The sequence below is a fragment of the Dactylosporangium sp. CA-233914 genome, from assembly GCF_050942935.1.
GTDB lineage: Bacteria > Actinomycetota > Actinomycetes > Mycobacteriales > Micromonosporaceae > Dactylosporangium.
In genome coordinates this window covers 3,342,213-3,362,356 of sequence record NZ_CP192030.1, presented here as the reverse complement: position 1 = coordinate 3,362,356, position 20,144 = coordinate 3,342,213, and the positions used below count along the sequence as shown (strand labels likewise).

Here is a 20,144-nt window from a genome sequence, read left to right as displayed (position 1 = left end):
TGGTGTCCACACCCGGTCGGACCGCTCGTCCGCAGCCGCACGCATCGGTGGCTCGGCACCGCGACGCTACGAGGAGTGCTCGTCGGCGAGCGCTGAACGGGTCGCGTGCAACGACGCCAGGAGTTGCAGCCGGTCCGCGTCGGCGCTGTCCGGCTCGGCGGTGAAGACCAGCATGACCGGGCCGGGATTGCCCGGCAACGGATAGGTGTCCCAGTCCAGAACGATGTCTCCGACCTCCCGGACCCGGAAGGTCTTGGTGCCGCTGACCGACGCGCGTACGTCGTGCCGGGCCCACAGCCTCCGGAAGTCGGCGCTGCGGATGCTCAGCTCACCGACGATCGCGATGGCGCGCGGATGGGTGGGGTCGGTGGCGACGGCGGCCCGCAGCATGCCCATGTAGTCCAGGGCCTGCCGCTCCCAGTCCGGGCAGCTCCGCTTGCCGTTCAGCGTGTTGTCGAACAGCAGCAGGAGCATGTTGAGCCGGTGGGGCGGATAGGTGTCCGGGTCGCCCAGCAGCGCCCGCGCCATCGCGTTCCAGGCGAGCACGTCGAGGTGCCGGCCGAGCACGACCGCCGGGGTGTCCATCACCCGCAGCAGCCGCCGCGTGCTGTCCGGCACCCTTTCCGGCCCGTGATCCACTCGGGCGGGCATCGGCCGGCGGGCGGCGTGGGCCAGAGTGAACAGGTGCCGGCGTTCCTCGTCGTCGAGGCCGAGCGCGGCGGCGAGCGCATCCAGAACGTCGTCGGACGGGCGTACTTCCCGTCCCTGCTCCATGCGCTGGTAGTAGTCGGTGCTCAGCCCGGCCAGCAGGGCCAGCTCCTCGCGCCGCAGCCCGGCGACCTTGCGCCGGCTGCCCGGCTCCAAGCCGACGTCGCGCGGGCGCAGCCTGTTGCGCCGGGCGCGCAGGAAATCTCCGAGCTCACGCGCGTACGGATGGCTCATGTCACGAGTGTGCCGCCTCGCTGGGCAACCAAGGTAGGTCCCGCAGACCTAGGGCAACCGGGAACGACCGAACCGGCTCCCGTTGCTCCTAGCGTCGTGGGTCTACCGCACGGATATGCCCAGAAGCAGCACAAGGTACTCCCAGGAGCAGCAGATGACCGGATGGACCGCCGACCGCATCCCCGACCAGCACGGCCGGATCGCCGTGGTGACCGGCTCGAACTCGGGCCTCGGCCTGGTCACCGCCACCGAGCTGGCCCGCCACGGCGCCCACGTCGTGCTTGCCGTGCGCAACACCGCGGCCGGCGCGGCGGCAGCCCGCCGGATCGGCGGCGACGTCGAGGTGCGCGAGCTGGACCTGGCCTCCCTCGATTCAGTACGCGCATTCGCCACGAAGCTGGCCGCCGACCACCCGGCGATCGACCTGCTGGTCAACAACGCCGGCGTGGTGTTGCTCGGTCCGCGCCGGACCTCCGCCGACGGCTTCGAGCTGCAGCTCGCCACCAACATGCTGGGCCACTTCGCGCTGACCGGCCTGCTGCTCGGCAAGCTGGCCGCGGCGAGGGAATCCCGGGTGGTCAGTCTCAGCTCGATCACCCACAAGAACGCGCACCTCGACTTCGACGACCTGATGTTCGAGCGTGACTACCAGGCCTCTACCGCCTACGGCCGGTCCAAGCTCGCCACCACGATCTTCGGCGTCGAGCTGGACCGCCGCCTGCGCGCCGCCGGGTCGCCGATCGTCAGCGTGCTCGCCCACCCCGGTCTGACCCGCACCAACCTGACTCCGCGGGCCTGGGAGCACCGTGGCCGGTTCGGGCAGGCGATCGCGCGGCTCGGTCTGCTGGCCACCCAGTCGGTGGAGCAGGGCGCGCTGCCGCAGTTGCGCGCCGCGACCGAGCCTGGCGTACGAGGCGGCCAGTTCTTCGGCCCGTCCCGCCTCTGGGAGACGCGGGGCCGGGTCACCGAGGCCCGGCTCAGCCGGGAGGCGGCCGATCCGGCCGTCGGCAAGCGACTCTGGGCCGCGGCCGAGGAACTGACCGGCGCCAGCTACCTCTGACCAGCGGTCAGAGGTAGCTGGCTCGCGACCAGCCGTCCGTCGACATGCCGCGGTCAGGTGGTGCAAGTACGTCGGCGAGTGGGACCTGCCGCTGCGGCCGTTGGTCCACCGGGCCTTCGACCCCGATGAGCCTGGATCTTCTGACTCGCCCCGCCGAACTATGCGAGCGCGGCGGCGACCTCGTCGAGGCGCGCCCCGCGGGAGGCCTTGACGAGCACCACATCGCCGGCGGCGAGGTGGCCGCGCAGCCAGTCGACGGCCGCGCCGTTGTCGGCCACGGCCACTGCCCGCGCTCCCGCGCCGACGGCGAGCGGCCGGACGGCCTCGCCGACCGCGACCACAACGTCGGCCCGGGAGGAGGCGTACTCCCCGACGGCGCGATGCTCGGCCTCGCTGTCGTCGCCGAGTTCAAGCATCTCGCCGAGGACGGCGATGCGGCGCCCGCCCTCGATCGCCGCCAGCGCGTCCAGGGCGGCGCGGGTCGAGTCGGGGTTGGCGTTGAAGGAGTCGTTGAGCAGCGTCGCGCCGCCGGCGAGGTCGCGCAGTTCCAGGCGCCACTTCGACAGCGAGGCGGTGGCCAGCGCCGCCGCGGCGACGTCGAGCGGTACGCCGGCCGCCATCCCCGCCGCCGCGGCAGCCGACGCGTTGAGCGCCTGGTGGGCGCCGACGAGCGGCAGCGCGACGGGAGCCGCGGCGTCGGCGGTCCGCAGCGTGAAGGACGGCCGGCCGAGCCGGTCCAGCGCCAGGTCGAGCACCCGTACGTCGGCGTGCTCGGCCCGGCCGAAGGTCAGCACCGGGCCGTCGGTGAGCGAGCGCATCGCGTCCACGCGGGGGTCGTCGGCGTTGAGGACGGCGGTGCCGCCGGGCGCCAGCCCCTGCACCAGCTCGCCCTTGGCCTTGGCGATGGCCTCGCGCGACCCGAACCTGCCGAGGTGGGCCTGGCCGACGTTGAGGACGACGGCGATGTCGGGCGGCACCAGGCTGGCGAGCTCGGCGATGTCGCCGATGTGGCGGGCTCCCATCTCCAGGACGAGGAACCGGGTGGCCGCGTCGGCGCGCAGCATGGTGAGCGGCACCCCGAGCTCGTTGTTGAGCGAGCCGATCGTGGCGATCGTCGGCGCGGCGCTCGACAGTACCGCCGCCAGCAGGTCCTTGGTGCTGGTCTTGCCCTGGGAGCCGGTCAGCCCGGCGACGGTCAGCCCGTCGCGCAGCCGGGCCACGACGTGGGCGGCGAGCGCCTGCAGTGCGGCCTGGGCATCCTCGACGACGACGGTGGGCAGCGGCGTGGCCCGGGAGCCGAGCACGGCGACCGCGCCGGCCCGGCCGGCCTGAACGGCGTAGTCGTGACCGTCGACGTGCTCGCCGTCGAAGGCAACGAAGAGACCGCCGGGCTCGGCCTGCCGGCTGTCGAGCACGGCCGGCGCGGTCACTGTCACGGCGCCGTCGCCCGCGGCCGTCCCGCCGACGACCGCGGCGATCTCGTCGAGGCTGAGCGGTTTCATGCCCGAACGGCGCGGGGGCCGGCGATGCGCGGCGACAGCCGGCCCATCGAGACGACGGCGAGCGGGAGCAGGCCGAGGCGGTAGACGTTGGCGGAGGCTGGTTCGCTGTGGGTCACGCCTCCAGTCAAGAAAGCGTGATGTTGCCGGCGCGTATGTGGCTTCCGATATGCCGACGATATGCTACCGGCCGGAAACCTATCGTCGGCGTATCAAAAACCACATACGGGCCGGCAACACCGCCCCGCCTTGGCTGGAGGCATGAGCCATCGCGAACCAGCACGAACAGCGGTCCGCCGCACCCGATCGCCGGTGTCCGCGGTCTCCTCGGCCGTCCCAACAATGGGAATCACGATTTATGGATGCGGGCCGGACGAGGCCGTCTTGTTCCGAGAGATGGCACCTCGCTTCGGCGTCATGCCAACCATCACCGCGGCAGCGGTATCTGAAGCCAACATTGAACTGGCATCCGGAAACCGATGCATCAGCGTCGGCCACAAGACCGAAATCCTGAACCCCACCCTTCTCGCACTTGGCCAAGCCGGCGTAAGGTATATCTCCACCAGAAGCGTCGGATGCAACCATATCGATGTAAAGTACGCGGAGAGCGTCGGCATCTCCGTTGGGAATATCGCCTATTCGCCCGACAGCGTGGCTGACTACACGCTAATGCTGATGTTGATGGCGGTACGCAATGCCAAGTCCGTCATCCGTCGTGCAGATATTTATGACTACCGGCTACATGAGGTACGCGGGAAAGAACTGCGCGACCTGACGATCGGGGTAATTGGAACAGGACGCATCGGTGCAGCGGTCATGGATCGACTGCGAGGTTTCGGCTGCCGAATATTGGCCTATGACAACCGCCCCGACACCCTCGCCGATTACGTTTCTCTCGATGAACTGTTACAGCAGAGCGACATTGTGACGCTCCACGCACCGCTGAACGCGGATACACACCATCTCTTGAATCCTCGACGTATCGAGCAGATGAAGCACGGCGCGTTCATTGTCAATACTGGACGCGGTTCACTTCTTGACACCGAGGCCCTTGTTTCAGCGCTGGAAAGCGGCAGATTGGGCGGTGCGGCGCTGGACGTCCTCGAAGGAGAGGAAGGAATATTCTACGCCGACTGCAGAAACAAGCCCATCGAAAGCAAACCGCTGCTGCGGCTGCAACAGCTCCCGAATGTGATCATCAGCCCGCACACGGCCTATTACACGGACCACGCCCTGAGCGACACCGTTGAGAACAGCCTCATCAATTGCCTGAGATTTGAAAGCGGGAAGCAGCATGGATAGGTTGAAGGTCGGAATCATCTTCGGGGGTTCGTCCGAAGAACATCCCATCTCCGTCAAATCGGCGCAAGAGGTCGCAAAACACCTCGATACCGATAAGTACGAACCGTTCTATGTCGGGATTACGAAGAGCGGCGCCTGGAAGCTCTGTGACGGCCCCGACGCGAACTGGGAAAACGGCAGTTGCCGTCCGGCCGTGCTGTCACCGGACAGCAGCGTCCACGGATTGCTTGTCCTGCAGCAGGGACAATACGAAACGATCAGTCTGGACCTGGTACTGCCCGTCCTGCACGGCAAACTGGGCGAGGACGGTGCGATGCAAGGCCTGTTGGAGCTCTCCGGCATCCCCTACGTCGGCTGCGACGTCCAAAGTTCTGCACTGTGTATGGACAAATCCCTTGCCTACATCGTCGCCAGAAGCGCGGGAATCGCCACGCCGAATTTCTGGACCGTCACGGCGAACGAGAACGTCGATCCCGACCGGCTCACCTATCCCGTCTTTGTGAAGCCGGCCCGTTCGGGGTCGTCGTTCGGCGTCAGCAAGGTATCCCGAGAAGAGGAACTGCTGAGTGCGGTGAAAACCGCACGACAGTATGACTCGAAGGTGCTGATCGAAGAGGCTGTCGTCGGCAGCGAGGTCGGTTGCGCCATCCTGGGGAACGACTCGGATCTGATCGCCGGCGAGGTAGATCGAATCGCTCTGTCCCATGGCTTTTTCAGAATCCATCAGGAGAACGAACCCGAAACCGGCTCCGAAAACTCGACGCCCATCGTTCCCGCCGACATTCCGGCAGAGTTGCGCTCACTCGTTCAAGAGACCGCAAAGGACATATATCGCGCCCTGGGATGCCGGGGACTGTCGCGAGTGGACATGTTCCTCAAGGAGGATGGGAAAGTAGTCCTCAACGAGGTTAACACACTGCCGGGCATGACCTCATACAGCCGCTATCCGAGAATGATGGCGGCCGCCGGACTGCCGCTTGCCGAAGTGATCGACCGGATGGTGTCGCTGGCATTGGCAGGACAACGCCGATGAAAGAAGACTTCGTCTTTGTGGACGAGTTTGTATCCGGAATCCGCTGGGATGCCAAGTACGCCACCTGGAACAACTTCACCGGCAAACCGGTGGACGGATACCTGGCAAATCGAATTGTCGGCACGACGGACCTGTGCGCGGCCCTGAAAAAAGCGCGAAGAAAGGCCGAGTCCCTCGGCTTCGGCCTGCTTCTTTGGGACGGTTATCGCCCTCAGCGCGCCGTAGACTGCTTCCTGCGTTGGTCAAAGCAGCCGGAGGACGGCCGGACGAAGCTGCGGCACTATCCGAACATTGACAGAGCCCAGATGTTTGAGCAGGGATATGTGGCCGCCAAGTCTGGCCACAGCCGGGGCAGCACAGTTGACCTGACGCTCTACAACTTGGCCACCGGTGAGCTCGCCCCCATGGGCGGTGACCACGATCTGATGGATTCGATCTCGCATCACGGAGCGAAAGGAATCAACCCGGTCGAAGCGAGAAACCGTCAGCACCTTTGTTCCATCATGGAGGCCTGCGGCTTTAGTCGGTACGACTGCGAGTGGTGGCACTACACACTGAAAGACGAGCCTTATCCAGACACCTATTTCGACTTCCCCATCACAGCCAAGGAGGCTGCCAGAACTTTTTGAAAGTACCGATGGTCTATAACGATGGCGACGACCACAAGGGAGGCAGGCGTGACGGCGCCGCGCGCCGTTGTCGCCGTCGGCCATTCGGCCGGGCACATCGAGCCCACGACGAACTTCGCCGACGCGCTGCGCCAGCCGGGTCCCGCAGCGGAGATCTGCTGCAGGGGCTCGGCGCAGGCAGCGCGACTCGGCGCAGGCAGCCGGGGCGGTGCTCGACCGCGTGCGGGCCGAGATCGTGGTGGCTACGGCGCCGGCCTGCCTCGTCGTCCGCTCCGCCGGCAGGGCCTGTCGATCGCGAGGCGGACGCCCGGCCCGGAGTGTCCAACCGGATGACGACGCACGTTTTGACCGCCGCGCCGAGTGGCCGAATGGCTCACGCCGGCGCCATCGGGATCCCGCTGCGGCCGGCGATCATCGGGCTTGACCGACCCGCGCTGCGCGCCGCCGCCCGGTAGCGGTTCAACCTCCGGCCCCAGGCCCGGGCGATCAACGCCGCGGTGTCGGGCACAGCCAGGTGGCAATTCCGCTGATCGTCATCTGCCCGGTGGCGCGGCCGGTAAACGCACTGTGACGCGGAGCCCTCCAGCGGCTCGGGGGGTGAGGGTGAGGGTTCCGTCGTGTGCTTGGGTGATGCTGTTGACGATCGCCAGGCCGAGGCCGACACCTGCGTGGTCGGTGCGTATGCGTTGGGTGCCGCGCTGAAACGGTTCGACAAGCGTGGAAACCAACTGTGGAGTGAGCTTCTCGCCGGTGTTCTCGACAGTGAGCTCCACAGTGTTGAGGTGAACGCTGGTCGTGACCCACACGGTGCCCTGTTCGGGCAGGTTGTGGACGATCGCGTTGTGCACAAGGTTCGTGGTCATCTGCAGCAGGAGCGTGTGTGAGCCGATGGTGGGGGTGATGTCGCCGGAGGTTTCGATGGTGAGGCCGCGCTTTTCCGCGAGGGGAAGGAGTGTTTCGGTGGCTTCTTCCGCTATGAGGGACAGGTCGACGTGTTCTCGGGTGAAGGACCGTTGGTCGGCGCGGCTGAGCAGGAGCAGTGCTTCGGTGAGGTTGATCGCTCGGGTGTTGACGGCGTAGAGGATGTCGACGAGTTCGCCGGTGTCGCGGGCCGGATCGTTGCGCGCCACGTCGAGAAGTGTCTGTGTGATCGCCAGGGGAGTGCGCAGTTCGTGGGAGGCGTTGGCTGCGAATCTCTGCTGTTCGGCAACGTGTGCTTCGAGCCGTGCGAGCATGGCGTCGAAGGCGTCGGCGAGTTCGCGGAACTCATCGCTTCGGCCCGGTAGCCAGATTCGGTGGGACAGCGATCCGTCCGCGGCCATGCGTGTGGCCTCCGTGATGCGAGTCAGCGGGGCGAGCATCCGGCCGGCGAGAAGCCACCCTCCCAGGAGACCGAACACCAGCAGGAACGCCGACGCTTGGGCTGCCCGCGGAGCGAAAGCGCGCCAGAGGTCGTAGCGGCTGGGATTCGCAGGGTAGAGGCTAGGGCCGCGGGGCTGTGGTTGTACGTCGGGCACGTATCGCAGGAGGAACACCCACACGACCGCGAGCAGCAAGGCACCTGCGAGCATGAGGAAGCCGGCGTAGCTGAGGGTCAGTTTGAGGCGAACACTCAAACCAGGGGCTCTATCCACGGTCCCCGCCCTCACGTCCGGTGCCAGGTGCGGTGTCGATGCGGTAGCCGACGCCGGCCACGGTGGCGATGATCCAGGGTTCGCCGAGCCGTTTGCGCAGCGCCGAGACGGTGATGCGCACGGCGTTGGTGAACGGGTCCGCGTTCTCATCCCACGCCCGTTGCAGCAGCGCTTCGGCGCTGACGACACCGCCTTCGGCAGCGACGAGAACTTCGAGCACGGCGAACTGCTTGCGGGTGAGCGCGACGTAGCGGCCGTCGCGGTAGACCTCGCGGCGGAACGGATCCAGACGCAAACCCGCGATCTCTCGCACCGGCGGCCTGTTGTGGGCGCGCCTGCGGTCGAGCGCTCTGAGACGGAGCACGAGTTCCCGGAGTTCGAACGGCTTCGTGAGGTAGTCATCGGCGCCGAGCTCGAACCCGGAAACCTTGTCGTCGAGCCGGTCGGCAGCAGTGAGCATCAGGATCGGTATGCCGCTGCCGGAGGCGACGATGCTTTCGGCGATCTCGTCACCGGAGGGCCCGGGAATGTCGCGGTCGAGGACGGCGATGTCGTAGGCGTTGATGCTCAACAGCTCCAGAGCGGTGTCGCCGTCACCGGCGATGTCGGCCGCGATCGCTTCCAGGCGCAGGCCATCACGGATGGCCTCGGCCATGTAGGGTTCGTCCTCGACGACCAATACACGCATGCTCTCGATGCTACGAACCGGCGCATATCGTCGGCATACCGAAAACCACATCCGGGCTGACAACACCACGCTGCCTTGACTGGCAGCATGTGTCAAACCGCATCAGCACGAGCAACGGCCCGCAGGCGTTTCGGGCCTACTACCGCCGGCCTCGTCGTCGTCACGGCTGCGATCATCGGAGCCCTCGTCTACCAGTCGGCATCGTCATCGGCGCCCTCGTTCCGCGGCGACCACGGTGGTACGACTACCGAGGCTGACGGTGCCCTCCCCGACGGCGTGACCGTCTTTGACGACCGGTATCCCGGCGTAGCCAACCTCGACCCCGATCTCCTCCGAGCCCTGCGCGAAGCGGCGACGGGTGCCGCCGCCGACGGCATCGAGTTCAACGTCAACAGCGGCTGGCGTTCCCCGCAGTACCAGCATCAGCTTCTTCGCGAGGCGGTCTCGAAGTACGGCTCGGAAGAGAAAGCTGCCCGATGGGTCGCCACTGCGGACACGTCTCCTCATGTGTCCGGGGACGCGGTCGACATCGGGTCCTTCGATGCCACGGCGTGGCTGTCCGGACACGGCGCCAAGTACGGACTGTGCCAGATCTTCCGCAACGAACCCTGGCACTATGAACTGCGGCACCAGGCGATCGATCGTGGTTGCCCTCCCATGTATGCCGACCCCACGCACGATCCGAGGATGCGGCACTGACCGGTGCTTCCGGCTGCCCCACAGGTCCGGGGCCTGGGAGCCGTCAACCACGCGGTTTGAAACTTTCGCGGTTCGCGCTCGTCATGTTTTCGGATTGTCGCGTCCACCTTGCCGAAAAGGTTTTCGGCAAACACAGTGACTTATCCGCATGCACGAATGGAAGGAGATGAGCGTTGCGCCGTCATCAGATCCGCAGCCTCGTGGCGGTCGCCGCCACCGCCAGCCTCGCCGCCGGCGGGCTGGCCGTCGCCACGATGGCCAGTGCCGCCACCGCCGGCTGCCGGGTGTCGTACACGATCAGCTCGCAGTGGCAGAACGGCTTCGGCGCCAGCGTGGCGATCACCAACCTCGGCGACCAGGTCAACGGCTGGACGCTGACCTGGAGCTTCGCCAACGGCCAGACCGTCACCCAGGCCTGGAACGCCGCGGTGGTGCAGAGCGGCGCGTCCGTGTCGGCCACGAACGTGTCGTACAACGGCGTCCTGGCCACGGGCGCGAGCACGTCCTTCGGCTTCAACGGCGCCTGGAACGGCACCAACGCGGTGCCGACCGCCTTCCGGCTCAACAACGTGGCCTGTACGGGTACTGTCAACCCCACCACGAGCGCGTCGCCCACCCGGTCCGCCACGCCGTCGCCGACCCCGAGCAGCACCGGGTCCACCGGCCCGGCGCTGAAGACCGTGCGGGTCTTCTGGCTCAAGCCGACCGATGTCGCCTTCGACCAGCGCTACCCCGACGGCATCGCGAGCGTGATGCGGGAGGCCCAGCGGTACTACAAGCAGGAGTTGGGCAAGACGTTCACGCTGAACACCACCGTCGTCGAGGTGGTCAACGGCGAGCACAACACCCAGTGGTACATCACCACGAACTGCAACACGAGCGACCACTACTGGTGCGTGGTCGAGAACATGCAGGCTGAGCTGACGCGCCGGTTCGGCATCGCGAACCAGGACAGCCGCTGGCTGTGCGTCGGCGAGATCAGCGCCGAGGAGGCCGGCAAGTCCGGCGGCGGCGGTGGCCCCGGCTGGGTCATCCTCAGCGGCCACGACGCAGACGGCGCGGCCGGCATCAACGGCGCGATGAACCGCTGGTACGGCGGCATGGTCCACGAGCTCGGTCACGGCTTCGGCCTGCCCGACTCGACGTCGACGGACGGCACCCCGATGTCGGCGTCGTTCTACAGCTACCCGAACACGCACTTCAGCCAGGCCCAGAAGAACGCGATCCTGGCCGGCCCGTACGGCAGCTTCCTCTCCTGACCCGACTCCGGCCGCGGTCATCGGGGTTGCCCGGTGACCGCGGCCACGATCGCGCCGGCCGAGCGGTCGGTCTCGGCTCACCCCCACCCCGCCTGAACCTGTATGGTCCGCCAGGTACTCTCACCCTGGAGGAGCAGCGACGTGCAGACCGACACCATCGGGGATCCCACACTGGTGTCACCGGCCGCCGGTGAGGCGGACCGGACGGCGACCAGACGCCGGGCGCACGCCTTGGCCGTGGCCGGACTGGTCGCGCTGGGTGGCCTGATCCGGCTGGTCCTGATCGCCGTGGGCTGGCCGGAGACCAACAGCGACGAGGGCTTCCTGGGCCTGATGGCATTGCGTATCGGCTACCATGGCGAGTGGCCGACCTTCTTTCCGGGCCAGACCTACATGGGGCCGCACGAGGCGTATCTGGGCGCGGTCCTCTTCCGCCTGTTCGGTTCATCCCTGTTCGTGCTCCGCCTGGGCCTCGTGCTGCTCTTCGTGCTGTTCCTGGTCAGCAGCTACCTGTTCACCCGGATCGTGTACGGGTCGCGGTGGGCGCTGATCACCCTGGCCATGCTGGCACTGGGCTCGCCCTACGTGCTCAGCCGCGAGCTGACCGCGATGGGCGGCTACGGCGAGACCCTGCTGATCTCCTCGCTGCTGTTCCTGCTGGCCGCCCGGCTGGTGCTCACCTACCAGCCGTACCGGGTGTTCCGCGAGCACCGGTGGCGCTTGGCCGGCTACGCCGCGTGGGGCGTGCTGGCCGGCACCGGCCTGTGGGCCGACCTGCTCGTCGCCCCGTTCGCGCTGACGTCCGGAGTCGTCCTGCTCATCCACTGCCGGCGCGAGTTCGTCCAGCTCGCGGCCCCGCTGGTCGCCGGCGCCGGCCTGGTGATCGGGATGTTCCCGCTGCTGTGGTTCAACCTGCACGCCGCGCCCGGCGCCGACACCCTTTCGACGCTCTCCACACTGCGCGGCGACCCGCCGGCGGACCTTGCGGCCAAGCTGCACGCCGTGTGGAACGCGGTGAGAGTCAGCGTGCCGATGATGACCGGCAATCCGGTCTGCCCGGCCGACGAGGTGCCTGCGCTCGGGCCGGTCACGTCGTGGTCCCGGCCGTGCTCGCTGGCTCGAGCCGGCTGGGGCACCGGCTACATGCTGCTCCTCGGCGTCGCGACCCTGCTGGCCGTCTGGGCCGTGTGGCAGGCCTGGCGCCGGCGGCGCACCGTGGCCGGCGACGCGCGGCCGGCGAGCCTGCACCTGGCCATGCTGGCCGGCGCCCTGATCACGTTCTACCTGTTCGCGTTCAGCGATGCCCCAGTCGACTCCCCCGGCAGCCACGCCCGCTACCTCATCGGCCTCGTGGTCGCGCTGCCGGCCGTGTTCCGCCCCTTCGGCGAGGGCATCGCCGCGACCGCCGCGCGCCGGACGAGCTTGGCGCGGGCCGTAAAACTGGGCTGTGCAACGGCCCTCGCGGCGTACACGGCGGCGCTGGCCGTCGGCACGGTGCTGGCCTTCACCGAGGTGCCGCGTACGCAGGCGGACGGGCGGCGCACCACGGTGCTCGTCGACACCCTGCTCGCGCACGACGTCAAGCACTTCTATGCCGACTACTGGACCTGCGGCCGGATCGCCTTCCGGACGCAGGAGCGGATCACCTGCGGGGCGTTGACCGAATCCCTCGACATGGCGCCCCACAACCGCTACTACGAGTACTGGACGGCCACGACGGCGGACCCGCGGGCGGCGTACGTGTTCTCCGACAACCCGTGCCGCTCCCTGCCGTTCTACAGCTGCAAGGGCACCTCGTTCCTCGACAAGAGCGATGGCACCTACCGGCTTCCGGTGGTGGCCGCGAAACTGGACAAGGCGGGCACGCCGTACCAGGTTCTGCACGTCGACGGATACGTGATCTACCTGGTCGGGGGCCAGCCGGATTAGGGGTTTCCGCGGCTTGTCACGGGTGCCGAGCAGGGCCTGGCACTCAGGTGACCGCGCCGCGGAAGACGGCGTGCTCGGGCGGGGGCGTGCCGAACACCGCGTCGCCGTGGAACGTCGCGTGGCCGAACGAGCCGTCGAGCGAGAACGACGTGTGCTTGAGGCGGCTGCCGGCGAAGCGGGTCGTGCCGTGGAACTGGGCGCCGCAGAAGTCGGCGTGGTCGGCCTCGCAGCCGCTCAGGTCCAGGTCGACAAGCGTGGCCGCGCACAGGGACACGTTCATGCCGGGCCAGTGGCGCAGACTCTCGGCGAGGACGCGTTGCGTCTGCCGGCGTGGCTCGTCGTCGCGCACGTCGGTCAGGGCGGGGACGCGCAGCAGGGCGCACAGCGCCGTGACGATCCGCTGGCGCAGATCGGGGCGGTCGTCGCCGAGCCGGGACAGCAGGGCCAGGTTCGCCGGGCCGTCGAGCGGTGGTACCGAATGATCCCGCACCACGTCGCCGCCCTCCTCCGGGACCGTCCAGCCCAGCGGCCACCCGGACTCGCCGTCCTCGGTGTTGCCGGTCCAGTGCGCACCGGTCAGGTCGGCCGTGGGGTGCTCGAGGTGGAACCGGCCGGCGAAGCGGGCTCCGGCGAAGGTGGCCGCCGCGGCGAAGCGGGCGTTGTAGAACCAGGCCGGCCCGGCGAAGCGCGCGTCGCGGAACGTCACGTCACCGGCGAACCGCGCGCCGTCGCCGCCTTCCTCCCAGTCCTGGTAGTCCTCGACGAGCACCGCGACCGGCCAGTCCGGGTCGGCCTCGTTCGGCTCGTCCCACGGCACCGGCACGATCTCCTCGAGCGTGTCCCACGCCTCGTCGTCGTCCCACCACGTTTCGGTACCGCGGCCGAACCACGCCTCGCCGCCGAACTCCACGCCGGTGAAGTCCGCGCGGCCACGGAACCCGGTCCGGCCGAACGCGGCGCCGGCGGCGAACCGAGCACCGGCGAAGGAGGCGTCACCGGCGAAGACGGACCGCTGGAAGGTGACCCCCTCGGCGAACGTGGCGCCGTCGAAGCGCGTCGTTCCCTGGAAGCGGGTGTCGGCGAACGCCGCACCCGCGAGCCGGCAGCCGGAGAAGTCGGCATCGACCAGGGTCGCGCCCGACAGGTCGACGCCGATGCCGCCCCAGCCCGCCCGGAGGCGGTCGGTGAGCAGCCGCAGCGCGTCGGGCCGGGCGGCACAGATCGCGTCGGCCACCGGCTGCCGCAGCGCCGGGTCGGCCTCGGCCCGTTCGATCAGGGACTCCACCCCGCCGGGCTCACCGGCGGCCGCCTCGAACCGATCCACCGCGACAGCCTAGCGCCTTGAAGGTTTCCCCGTCGCAGGCGGAGCCGGCCGGCGCGGCGCGGGCGGTGCGGACAGCACCGCATGCGCCGTGCCGGCCGGGAGTGTTACGCGGTCGGGCCCATCCTCGTCAGCCGGCCGTAGAGCTCGGGCCGCCGGTCGCGCAGGAACGGGCGCCGGCGCCGGGACAGTTCGACCAGGCTCAGGTCCACCTGCGCCACCGCCACGCCGTCGCCGCCGTCGGCGGCCTGGGCGAGCACGTCGCCGTCCGGCCCGTAGACGGCGCTGAGCCCGAAGTAGTCCTTGACGCCCTCCTTGCCGACGCGGTTGGAGCAGATCACGAACATGCCGTTGAACACCGCGTGGGCGCGCAGCTCGAGCTGGAACACCTCGCGCATGGGCGCGCTGGCCGAGGCCACCGGGACGCAGAGCACCGATCCGCCGCGCAGGGCCACGATCCGGCTGAGCTCGGGGAAGTGCCGCTCGTAGCAGATGATCGTGCCGACGCCGGTCTCCCCGGTGTCGACGACCTCGGGTTCCGAGCCGCCCGGCTGAAAGTAGAACTTCTCCGGGAACCCGTTCGAGAACGGCAGATGCGACTTGCGGTACACCGACCTGAGCTCACCTGCGACGAACGTGCAGGCCGTGTTGTAGTACACCCCCGGCACGTCGGCCGCCTCGAAGATCGACGAGACGATCGTCATGTCGTGCCGCCGCGACCGTTCGGCGGCCATCCGGTTCGAGGGGCCGTCGAGGCGTTCGGCCAGCTCGAAGTAGTCGAGGTCGGGCTCCGGCTGGACGAACGGCACGGCGAAGAGCTCCGGCAGCAGGAGGATCCGGGCGTCCTGGCCGGCGGCGTCGTCGATGAGCTCGGCGGCTCGCCCGATCGTCTCGGTGCGGTCGCCGGAGGCCTGTAGTTGCAGCGCTGCGAGTTTCACGCGATGACCTTCTCCTGGGAGGCCTGGGTCAGCCCGGTGATGGCCACCCCTGACCGGGTCTTGTACCGCTTGTTCACCGAGATGAGCACGGCGGTGAGCGGCTCCAGCTGGCGGGCCAGACGCAGCCGGCCGGCGTCGATCGCCCGGCCGCCGGTCACGTCGGTGGCCAGCCCCATGACGAGTTCCTTGGCCGCGCGGTCGTCGCCGCACACCAGGACGTCCTCGTGGCTCAGGTCCGCCTCCGGGTCGAGCAGGAGCGGAGCAGAGAGGTGGTGAAACGCACCCACCACCGTGGCGGCGCCGGCGATCGCAGCCGCCTCCTCCGCGGCACTGCCCGCGGGCACGTCGAGGCCGAACGGGCCGTGCTTGTCGAACCCCAGCGGGTTGACACAGCTGATGACGACCCGGCCGTCCAATGCGGCGGCCAGACCGGTGACCAGCTCGGTGTGCCCGTCGTACGGCACGGCGAGCAGCACGACGGGCGCGCCAGCGGCCGCGTCGAGGTTCGAAGCGCCGGTGATCTCGGCGACGTCGAGCTGCTGGCGCAACTCCGCGGCGGCGGCGCCGGCCCGCGCGGCGTCCCGGGAGCCGAGCACGATGGAGTGTCCGGCGCGGGCGAGGCGGTAGGCCAGCCCGCGCCCCTGCGGGCCGGTCCCGCCGATGACCGCGATCCGCGTGGGCGTCGTGTGGGTCATCGACTCAGGCCTTCGCGGCCTGGGCGAGCCGGGTGAGCGTCTGCTCCTTGTCGCCCAGGGTGGAGATGATCGGGCTGCGGACGCCGGCCTCGTGGTACGACATCAGCTTCTGGTAGGCGTCGTCCGTGGAGCCGCAGGCGGTCACGTTCTGCACCAGGCTGTTGGGGACGAGCTGCATCGCCCGCTTGATGTCCTCCGCAGTGGCGGGCCAGCCGGCGATCTCCTGGAGCCGGTCGACCAGCTCGCGCTCGACGCCGCAGTGCTCGGCGATGTGCGGCTGCTGGCACAGGTACAGCGTGAGGAAGGCCTTGCAGGCGTCGATGGCCTCCTGCGGGTCGTCGTCGTTGATGCTGCAGGAGACGATCTGGGTGAGGTCGATCTCCTGCCTGCCGTCGGTCCGCTTGGCGATGCCGCGCTCGATGGCCGCGCGGGCGCCGGCGAGGTACGACGGCGGCAGGAGGAAATCCATGTGCACGCCGTCGCTGATCTCACCGGCCAGCTCCAGCATCCTGGGGCCGACCGCGCCGATGTAGATCGGGATGTCGACGGGCTTGTTCTCGCGGTACATGCTGTCGAAGCGCACGCCCCGCATCTGCACGAACTCGCCCTCGAAGTCGACCAGCTCGTTGCGGAAGAACGACTGCAGCACGGTGATGTACTCGCGCATCGACGCGATCGGCTTGACCAGGGGCTGGCCGACCTTGGTGGCAAGGGGCTCCCACCAGGCACCGATGCCCAGGATCGCCCGGCCGGGCGCCACCTCGTCGAGCGTCTTGAACGTGACCGCCATCAGCGCGGCGTTGCGGCTCTTATTGTTGACGACGCCGGTGCCGATCTTCACGTTGCGGGTCCGGCTCGCGATGATCGCGGCCGGCACGATGCCGTCGCGGGCGAGGCGCCCCTCGGCGACCCAGACGGACTCGAACCCGTTCTGGTCGGCGAACTCGGCCTGCCAGTAGGTCTGCTCGAGGCTGAGCCGCTCGCCGACGTGGATGCCAAGAGGGATGTTCATCGTGGTGAGGCTCCGTTCAGAAGAGGTTCGGCGCACCGCGGTCGGCGAACAGGCCCCGGCCCGCCGCGCCGGCGAACGAGCCCGAGGCGTCGACCAGGTGGTCGCCGCGGGAGAGGACGTGGACCGGCTTGCCGGTCACCCGCATCCCGTCGTAGAGGTTGTAGTCGGTACGCATGTGGGTGCCCGCGGTGGTGATGACGTGGTCAGCGTTCGGGTCCCACACCACCAGGTCGGCGTCGGCCCCGACCGCGACGATCCCCTTGCGGGGAAAGAGGCCGAAGAGCTTGGCCGGCCGCGTGGACACCAGGTCCACGAACCGGCACGGGTCGATCCGGCCGCTCGCCACCCCGCCCTCCCACAGCACCATGAGCCGGTCCTCGATGCCGGGCACGCCGTTGGGCACCTTGGGGAAGTAGCCGGGGCTGCGCAGCTTCTGCGGCGGAAGGTCGTCGGGCTGGTGCAGGCAGAAGCCCGCGTGGTCGGTCGCCACCGTCGCCATCGCGCCGGTGACGAGCGCCTTCCACAGGCCTTCCTGGTTGCTGCGTTCGCGGATCGGCGGGGAGCACAGGTACGCGGCGGCCTTGTCACCGAGGCCGGCGTAGTCCTCGTAGGCGACCTGCAGGTACTGCGGGCAGGTCTCCGCCCAGACCCGGCGGCCGTCGGCGCGCGCCCGGCTGATCTCCTCGGCCGCGGCGGCGCTGGAGACGTGCACGACGTAGAGCGGCGCGCCGACGGATTCGGCGAGGACGATCGCCCGGTGCACGGCCTCGGCCTCGGAGTCGTGGCCGTGGGCCGTGGCGTGGAAGTGCTCGGCCGTCTTCCCGCTGTCGATCAGCCGCCGCGTCTCGCGGGCCACCATGTGCCCGTTCTCGGCGTGCACCATCGGCAGCGCGCCGCACTCGGCCGCGAGCTCGAACCCCTCCAGGAGCTCGCCGTCGTCGACCATCTGGGTGCCCGGGTAGGCCATGAAGAACTTCCAGCTGGCCGCCCCCGCGCCGGCGGCGAGCCGGCGGAGGTCGTCGAGCACGTCGGGTTGCTGGTCGCGGGGCGGGACGATGGCGTGCAGACCGAAGTCGACGACGCAGCGCTGCGCCGCCGCGTCGCGCCGGCGGAGGTACGTGTCGTACAGCGACCGGTCGGGCTCCTTCTTCACGAAGTCGAGGATCGTCGTCGTACCGCCGTGGGCGGCGGCGACGGTCCCGGTGTAGAAGTCGTCGGCCGTCCTGGTGGTGAACCCGTCGATCGGGTACTCCAGGTGGGTGTGCGCGTCGATCCCGCCCGGGATGACCAGCTTCCCGGTCGCGTCGATGACGTGGTCGGCGGTCCAGTCCGAACCGATACCGAGCGCGACGATCCGCCCGTCCCGCACCAGGACGTCGGCGCGGATCGCCGAGTCGGCGTTGACGACCGTACCGTTGCTGATCAGTGTCGATCCCATGTCAGTTCCCCTCGTGCCGGGCTCAGCCCTGGTAGTGGTCGTCGGCGAGGGACAGCACCTCGTCGAGCACGCCGAGCGCCAGGTCGATCTCCCCGGCGTTGATGACCAGCGGCGGCGTGAGGCGCAGGACGTTGAAGTTGGCCGTGAGATACACGCCCCGCTCCAGCGCCGCCTTGAGCAGCTTGCCCACGGGTGCCGCGGCGGCCCCCTTGGCGTTGAACGGCACGAGCGGTTCCTTCGTGGCGCGGTTCTTCACCAGCTCGACGCCGTAGAAGAGACCGCGGCCGCGGATGTCGCCGATGCTCGGGTGCCGCTCGGCCAGCGCGGCCAGACCGGCGCCGAGCCGCTCGCCCATGGCCCGCGAGTTCTGGACGACGCCCTCGTCCTCCATGATCCGCAGTGAGGCCACGCCGGACGCGCACGCGAGGGGATGACCGGCGTAGGTCAGGCCGCCCCAGAACATGTTGTCCTTGAGCCACTCGGAGATCCGCGCGGAGACCGTCATGGCGCCGAGCGGGACGTAGCCGGAGTTCAGGCCCTTGGCGGTGATGAGGATGTCGGGCACGACGTTCCAGTGGTTGCAGGCGAACCACTCACCGGTGCGGCCGAAGCCCGCCATCACCTCGTCGAAGATCAGCAGGATGCCGTGGCGGTCGCAGACCTCGCGCAGGGACTGCAGGTAACCGTCCGGCGGGTAGAGCAGGCCGTTGGTGCCGGTGACCGGTTCGACGATCACGGCGGCGACGGTCTCGGGATTCTCGTACTGCAGGATCTCCTCGAGGTGCGGGCCACCCGAGCAGACGGGGCAGGGGTCCGGGTGCCCGGCCGGGCAGCGGTAGGTGTAGGGGTCCAGCATGCGCACCACGCCGCTGATGCCCGGCTCCGCCGCCCACCGGCGCGGGTCGCCGGTGAGCGACATCGCGCCGGCGGTGGCGCCGTGGTACGAGCGGTAGCGGGCGACGATCTTGTGCCGGCCGGTCACGTGGCGGGCCAGCCGGACGGCGTTCTCGTTGGCCGCCGCGCCACCGGTGGTGAAGAAGCTCATCTTCAGGTCGCCGGGGGTCAGCCCCGCGATCATCTCGGCCAGCTCGGCGCGCGAGCGCTCCGCGAACCCCGGCCCGATGTAGCACAGCTCCTCGGCCTGGGCGCGGATCGCCTCGACGAGGCGGGGGTGCTGGTGGCCCAGGTTCAGGTTGACGAGCTGGGACTGGAAGTCGAGGTACTTGCGGCCGTCGTAGTCCCAGAACCAGGATCCCGACCCGCCGGCCACCGGGATGGGGTCCAGCGCGCCCTGCACCGACCAGGAGTGGATCACGTACTCCTTGTCGACGGCCTTGACGCGCTGCGCGGTCCAGGCCTGAGCCTCGGTGATCGTCATGAGCCGGCCTTGACCTCTGCGCCGAAGGTGGCGAGCCGGGCCAGCGGGCGTCCGGCGTTGGCCGCCACGCAGATCACGAAGATCTCGCGAGGCCGCGGCACGTCGGCGACCTGCAACGTCACCGTCTGGTGGTGGGAGCGCGTCTTGGCATCCAGCTTGTGCTTGAGCGGGATGTCGATGGGGCTTCCGGCAAGCCCGACCTTCTCGGCCGCCGGCAGCAGTTCCGTGCCCCCGGCCGCCTTGCGGAAGACGTTGCCGAAGCGCAGGTTGTGAATGAGCGCCGAGCCGTGTTCGAGCTCCCCGTCGATGCCGACAAGGGCCGCCTTGCCGAACGCCTCGACCTCCTCGCCCAGCAGCTCGACACAGGCGGGCCCGATGAGGCTGCCGATCTCCTCACCCAGCTCGTCGGCCAGGGTGACCAGATCCTGCACGTAGGTGCTGGGGTAGGGGTTCTCGATGACGACCCCGACGAACGCGACGCGGTGGCGGGGCTGCACGTCCTGACCGTTCTCCAGCCAGGTCTCCTCGAGGTGGCGAACGATCTTCCGGACCCTGATCACGATCACTCCTCCTATGGTTCACTCATCGAACCGTCGGTTCAAATACTGTAGATGCGGCGAGCCACTGTCAAGAGGCCTGAGGTTTGGACAAAGCTGAGCTGGCCTGCACCGAAAAAGGGCAGCCGGCA

18 protein-coding genes are annotated in these 20,144 nt (G+C 68.9%); 7 read left to right on the top strand and 11 right to left on the bottom strand.

Features of this window, described 5'->3' with window-relative positions:
* Positions 1-66: 66 nt before the first annotated feature.
* Positions 67-942, bottom strand: a complete 876-nt coding sequence (locus ACQPY0_RS15535; protein ID WP_432989287.1) for a helix-turn-helix domain-containing protein — start codon at positions 940-942, stop codon at positions 67-69.
* Positions 943-1,096: 154 nt separating this feature from the next.
* Between ACQPY0_RS15535 and ACQPY0_RS15530 the strand changes: the two genes are divergently transcribed.
* Complete coding sequence (locus ACQPY0_RS15530) at positions 1,097-2,002, top strand: oxidoreductase (RefSeq protein ID WP_432989285.1); 906 nt, start codon at positions 1,097-1,099, stop codon at positions 2,000-2,002.
* Positions 2,003-2,160: 158 nt separating this feature from the next.
* On the opposite strand, the gene ACQPY0_RS15525 is transcribed toward ACQPY0_RS15530, so the two are convergent.
* Positions 2,161-3,504 carry a UDP-N-acetylmuramoyl-tripeptide--D-alanyl-D-alanine ligase gene (locus tag ACQPY0_RS15525; protein ID WP_432989283.1) on the bottom strand — a complete coding sequence of 448 codons (1,344 nt, stop codon included), beginning with the start codon at positions 3,502-3,504 and terminating at the stop codon, positions 2,161-2,163.
* 339 nt (positions 3,505-3,843) lie between these two features.
* Between ACQPY0_RS15525 and vanH the strand changes: the two genes are divergently transcribed.
* The 3 genes from vanH to vanX are packed head-to-tail and all read left to right on the top strand — an operon-like array spanning position 3,844 to position 6,465.
* Positions 3,844-4,803, top strand: a complete 960-nt coding sequence (gene vanH, locus ACQPY0_RS15520; RefSeq protein ID WP_432989281.1) for a D-lactate dehydrogenase VanH — start codon at positions 3,844-3,846, stop codon at positions 4,801-4,803.
* Positions 4,796-5,836: a D-alanine--(R)-lactate ligase VanA-Sc gene (vanA-Sc, locus tag ACQPY0_RS15515; RefSeq protein WP_432989279.1), complete on the top strand. Its 1,041-nt coding sequence runs from the start codon at positions 4,796-4,798 to the stop codon at positions 5,834-5,836. The genes vanH and vanA-Sc overlap by 8 nt, the downstream gene beginning before the upstream one ends.
* Entirely contained in the window at positions 5,833-6,465 is a 633-nt protein-coding gene (gene vanX / locus ACQPY0_RS15510) for a D-Ala-D-Ala dipeptidase VanX (RefSeq protein WP_432989277.1), read from the top strand. Before vanA-Sc ends, vanX begins: the two co-directional genes overlap by 4 nt.
* A gap of 533 nt (positions 6,466-6,998) precedes the next feature.
* Here the strand turns inward: vanX and ACQPY0_RS15505 are convergent.
* Complete coding sequence (locus ACQPY0_RS15505) at positions 6,999-8,081, bottom strand: sensor histidine kinase (RefSeq protein WP_432989275.1); 1,083 nt, start codon at positions 8,079-8,081, stop codon at positions 6,999-7,001.
* A gap of 10 nt (positions 8,082-8,091) precedes the next feature.
* Positions 8,092-8,787, bottom strand: coding sequence for a response regulator transcription factor (locus ACQPY0_RS15500; protein WP_432995253.1), 696 nt, complete (start codon positions 8,785-8,787; stop codon positions 8,092-8,094).
* A 276-nt stretch (positions 8,788-9,063) separates the two neighbouring features.
* Between ACQPY0_RS15500 and ACQPY0_RS15495 the strand changes: the two genes are divergently transcribed.
* The 3 genes from ACQPY0_RS15495 to ACQPY0_RS15485 all read left to right on the top strand — a co-directional run bounded on the left by ACQPY0_RS15495 (position 9,064) and on the right by ACQPY0_RS15485 (position 12,674).
* Positions 9,064-9,486: a M15 family metallopeptidase gene (locus ACQPY0_RS15495; RefSeq protein ID WP_432989273.1), complete on the top strand. Its 423-nt coding sequence runs from the start codon at positions 9,064-9,066 to the stop codon at positions 9,484-9,486.
* A 173-nt stretch (positions 9,487-9,659) separates the two neighbouring features.
* Positions 9,660-10,745: a cellulose-binding domain-containing protein gene (locus tag ACQPY0_RS15490; RefSeq protein ID WP_432989271.1), complete on the top strand. Its 1,086-nt coding sequence runs from the start codon at positions 9,660-9,662 to the stop codon at positions 10,743-10,745.
* Between the two features lie 141 nt (positions 10,746-10,886).
* Complete coding sequence (locus tag ACQPY0_RS15485) at positions 10,887-12,674, top strand: hypothetical protein (RefSeq protein WP_432989269.1); 1,788 nt, start codon at positions 10,887-10,889, stop codon at positions 12,672-12,674.
* Positions 12,675-12,717: 43 nt separating this feature from the next.
* Here ACQPY0_RS15485 and ACQPY0_RS15480 read toward each other — a convergent pair whose 3' ends face one another.
* From ACQPY0_RS15480 to ACQPY0_RS15450, 7 genes are all read right to left on the bottom strand, one after another.
* Positions 12,718-13,998, bottom strand: coding sequence for a pentapeptide repeat-containing protein (locus ACQPY0_RS15480; RefSeq protein WP_432989267.1), 1,281 nt, complete (start codon positions 13,996-13,998; stop codon positions 12,718-12,720).
* Positions 13,999-14,102: 104 nt separating this feature from the next.
* Positions 14,103-14,933 carry a carbon-nitrogen hydrolase family protein gene (locus ACQPY0_RS15475; protein WP_432989265.1) on the bottom strand — a complete coding sequence of 277 codons (831 nt, stop codon included), beginning with the start codon at positions 14,931-14,933 and terminating at the stop codon, positions 14,103-14,105.
* Positions 14,930-15,628: an NADPH-dependent F420 reductase gene (gene npdG / locus ACQPY0_RS15470; RefSeq protein WP_432989263.1), complete on the bottom strand. Its 699-nt coding sequence runs from the start codon at positions 15,626-15,628 to the stop codon at positions 14,930-14,932. The genes ACQPY0_RS15475 and npdG overlap by 4 nt, the downstream gene beginning before the upstream one ends.
* 4 nt (positions 15,629-15,632) lie before the next feature.
* Positions 15,633-16,640 (bottom strand): LLM class flavin-dependent oxidoreductase, encoded by a 1,008-nt coding sequence (locus tag ACQPY0_RS15465; RefSeq protein WP_432989261.1) that lies wholly within the window; start codon positions 16,638-16,640, stop codon positions 15,633-15,635.
* Positions 16,641-16,656: 16 nt separating this feature from the next.
* Complete coding sequence (gene hydA / locus ACQPY0_RS15460; protein ID WP_432989259.1) at positions 16,657-18,078, bottom strand: dihydropyrimidinase; 1,422 nt, start codon at positions 18,076-18,078, stop codon at positions 16,657-16,659.
* Positions 18,079-18,100: 22 nt separating this feature from the next.
* A complete protein-coding gene (locus ACQPY0_RS15455) occupies positions 18,101-19,456 on the bottom strand; it encodes an aminotransferase class III-fold pyridoxal phosphate-dependent enzyme (RefSeq protein WP_432989257.1) in 1,356 nt (451 codons plus the stop codon).
* Positions 19,453-20,016 carry an amino acid synthesis family protein gene (locus tag ACQPY0_RS15450; RefSeq protein ID WP_432989255.1) on the bottom strand — a complete coding sequence of 188 codons (564 nt, stop codon included), beginning with the start codon at positions 20,014-20,016 and terminating at the stop codon, positions 19,453-19,455. Before ACQPY0_RS15450 ends, ACQPY0_RS15455 begins: the two co-directional genes overlap by 4 nt.
* Positions 20,017-20,144 lie beyond the last annotated feature (128 nt).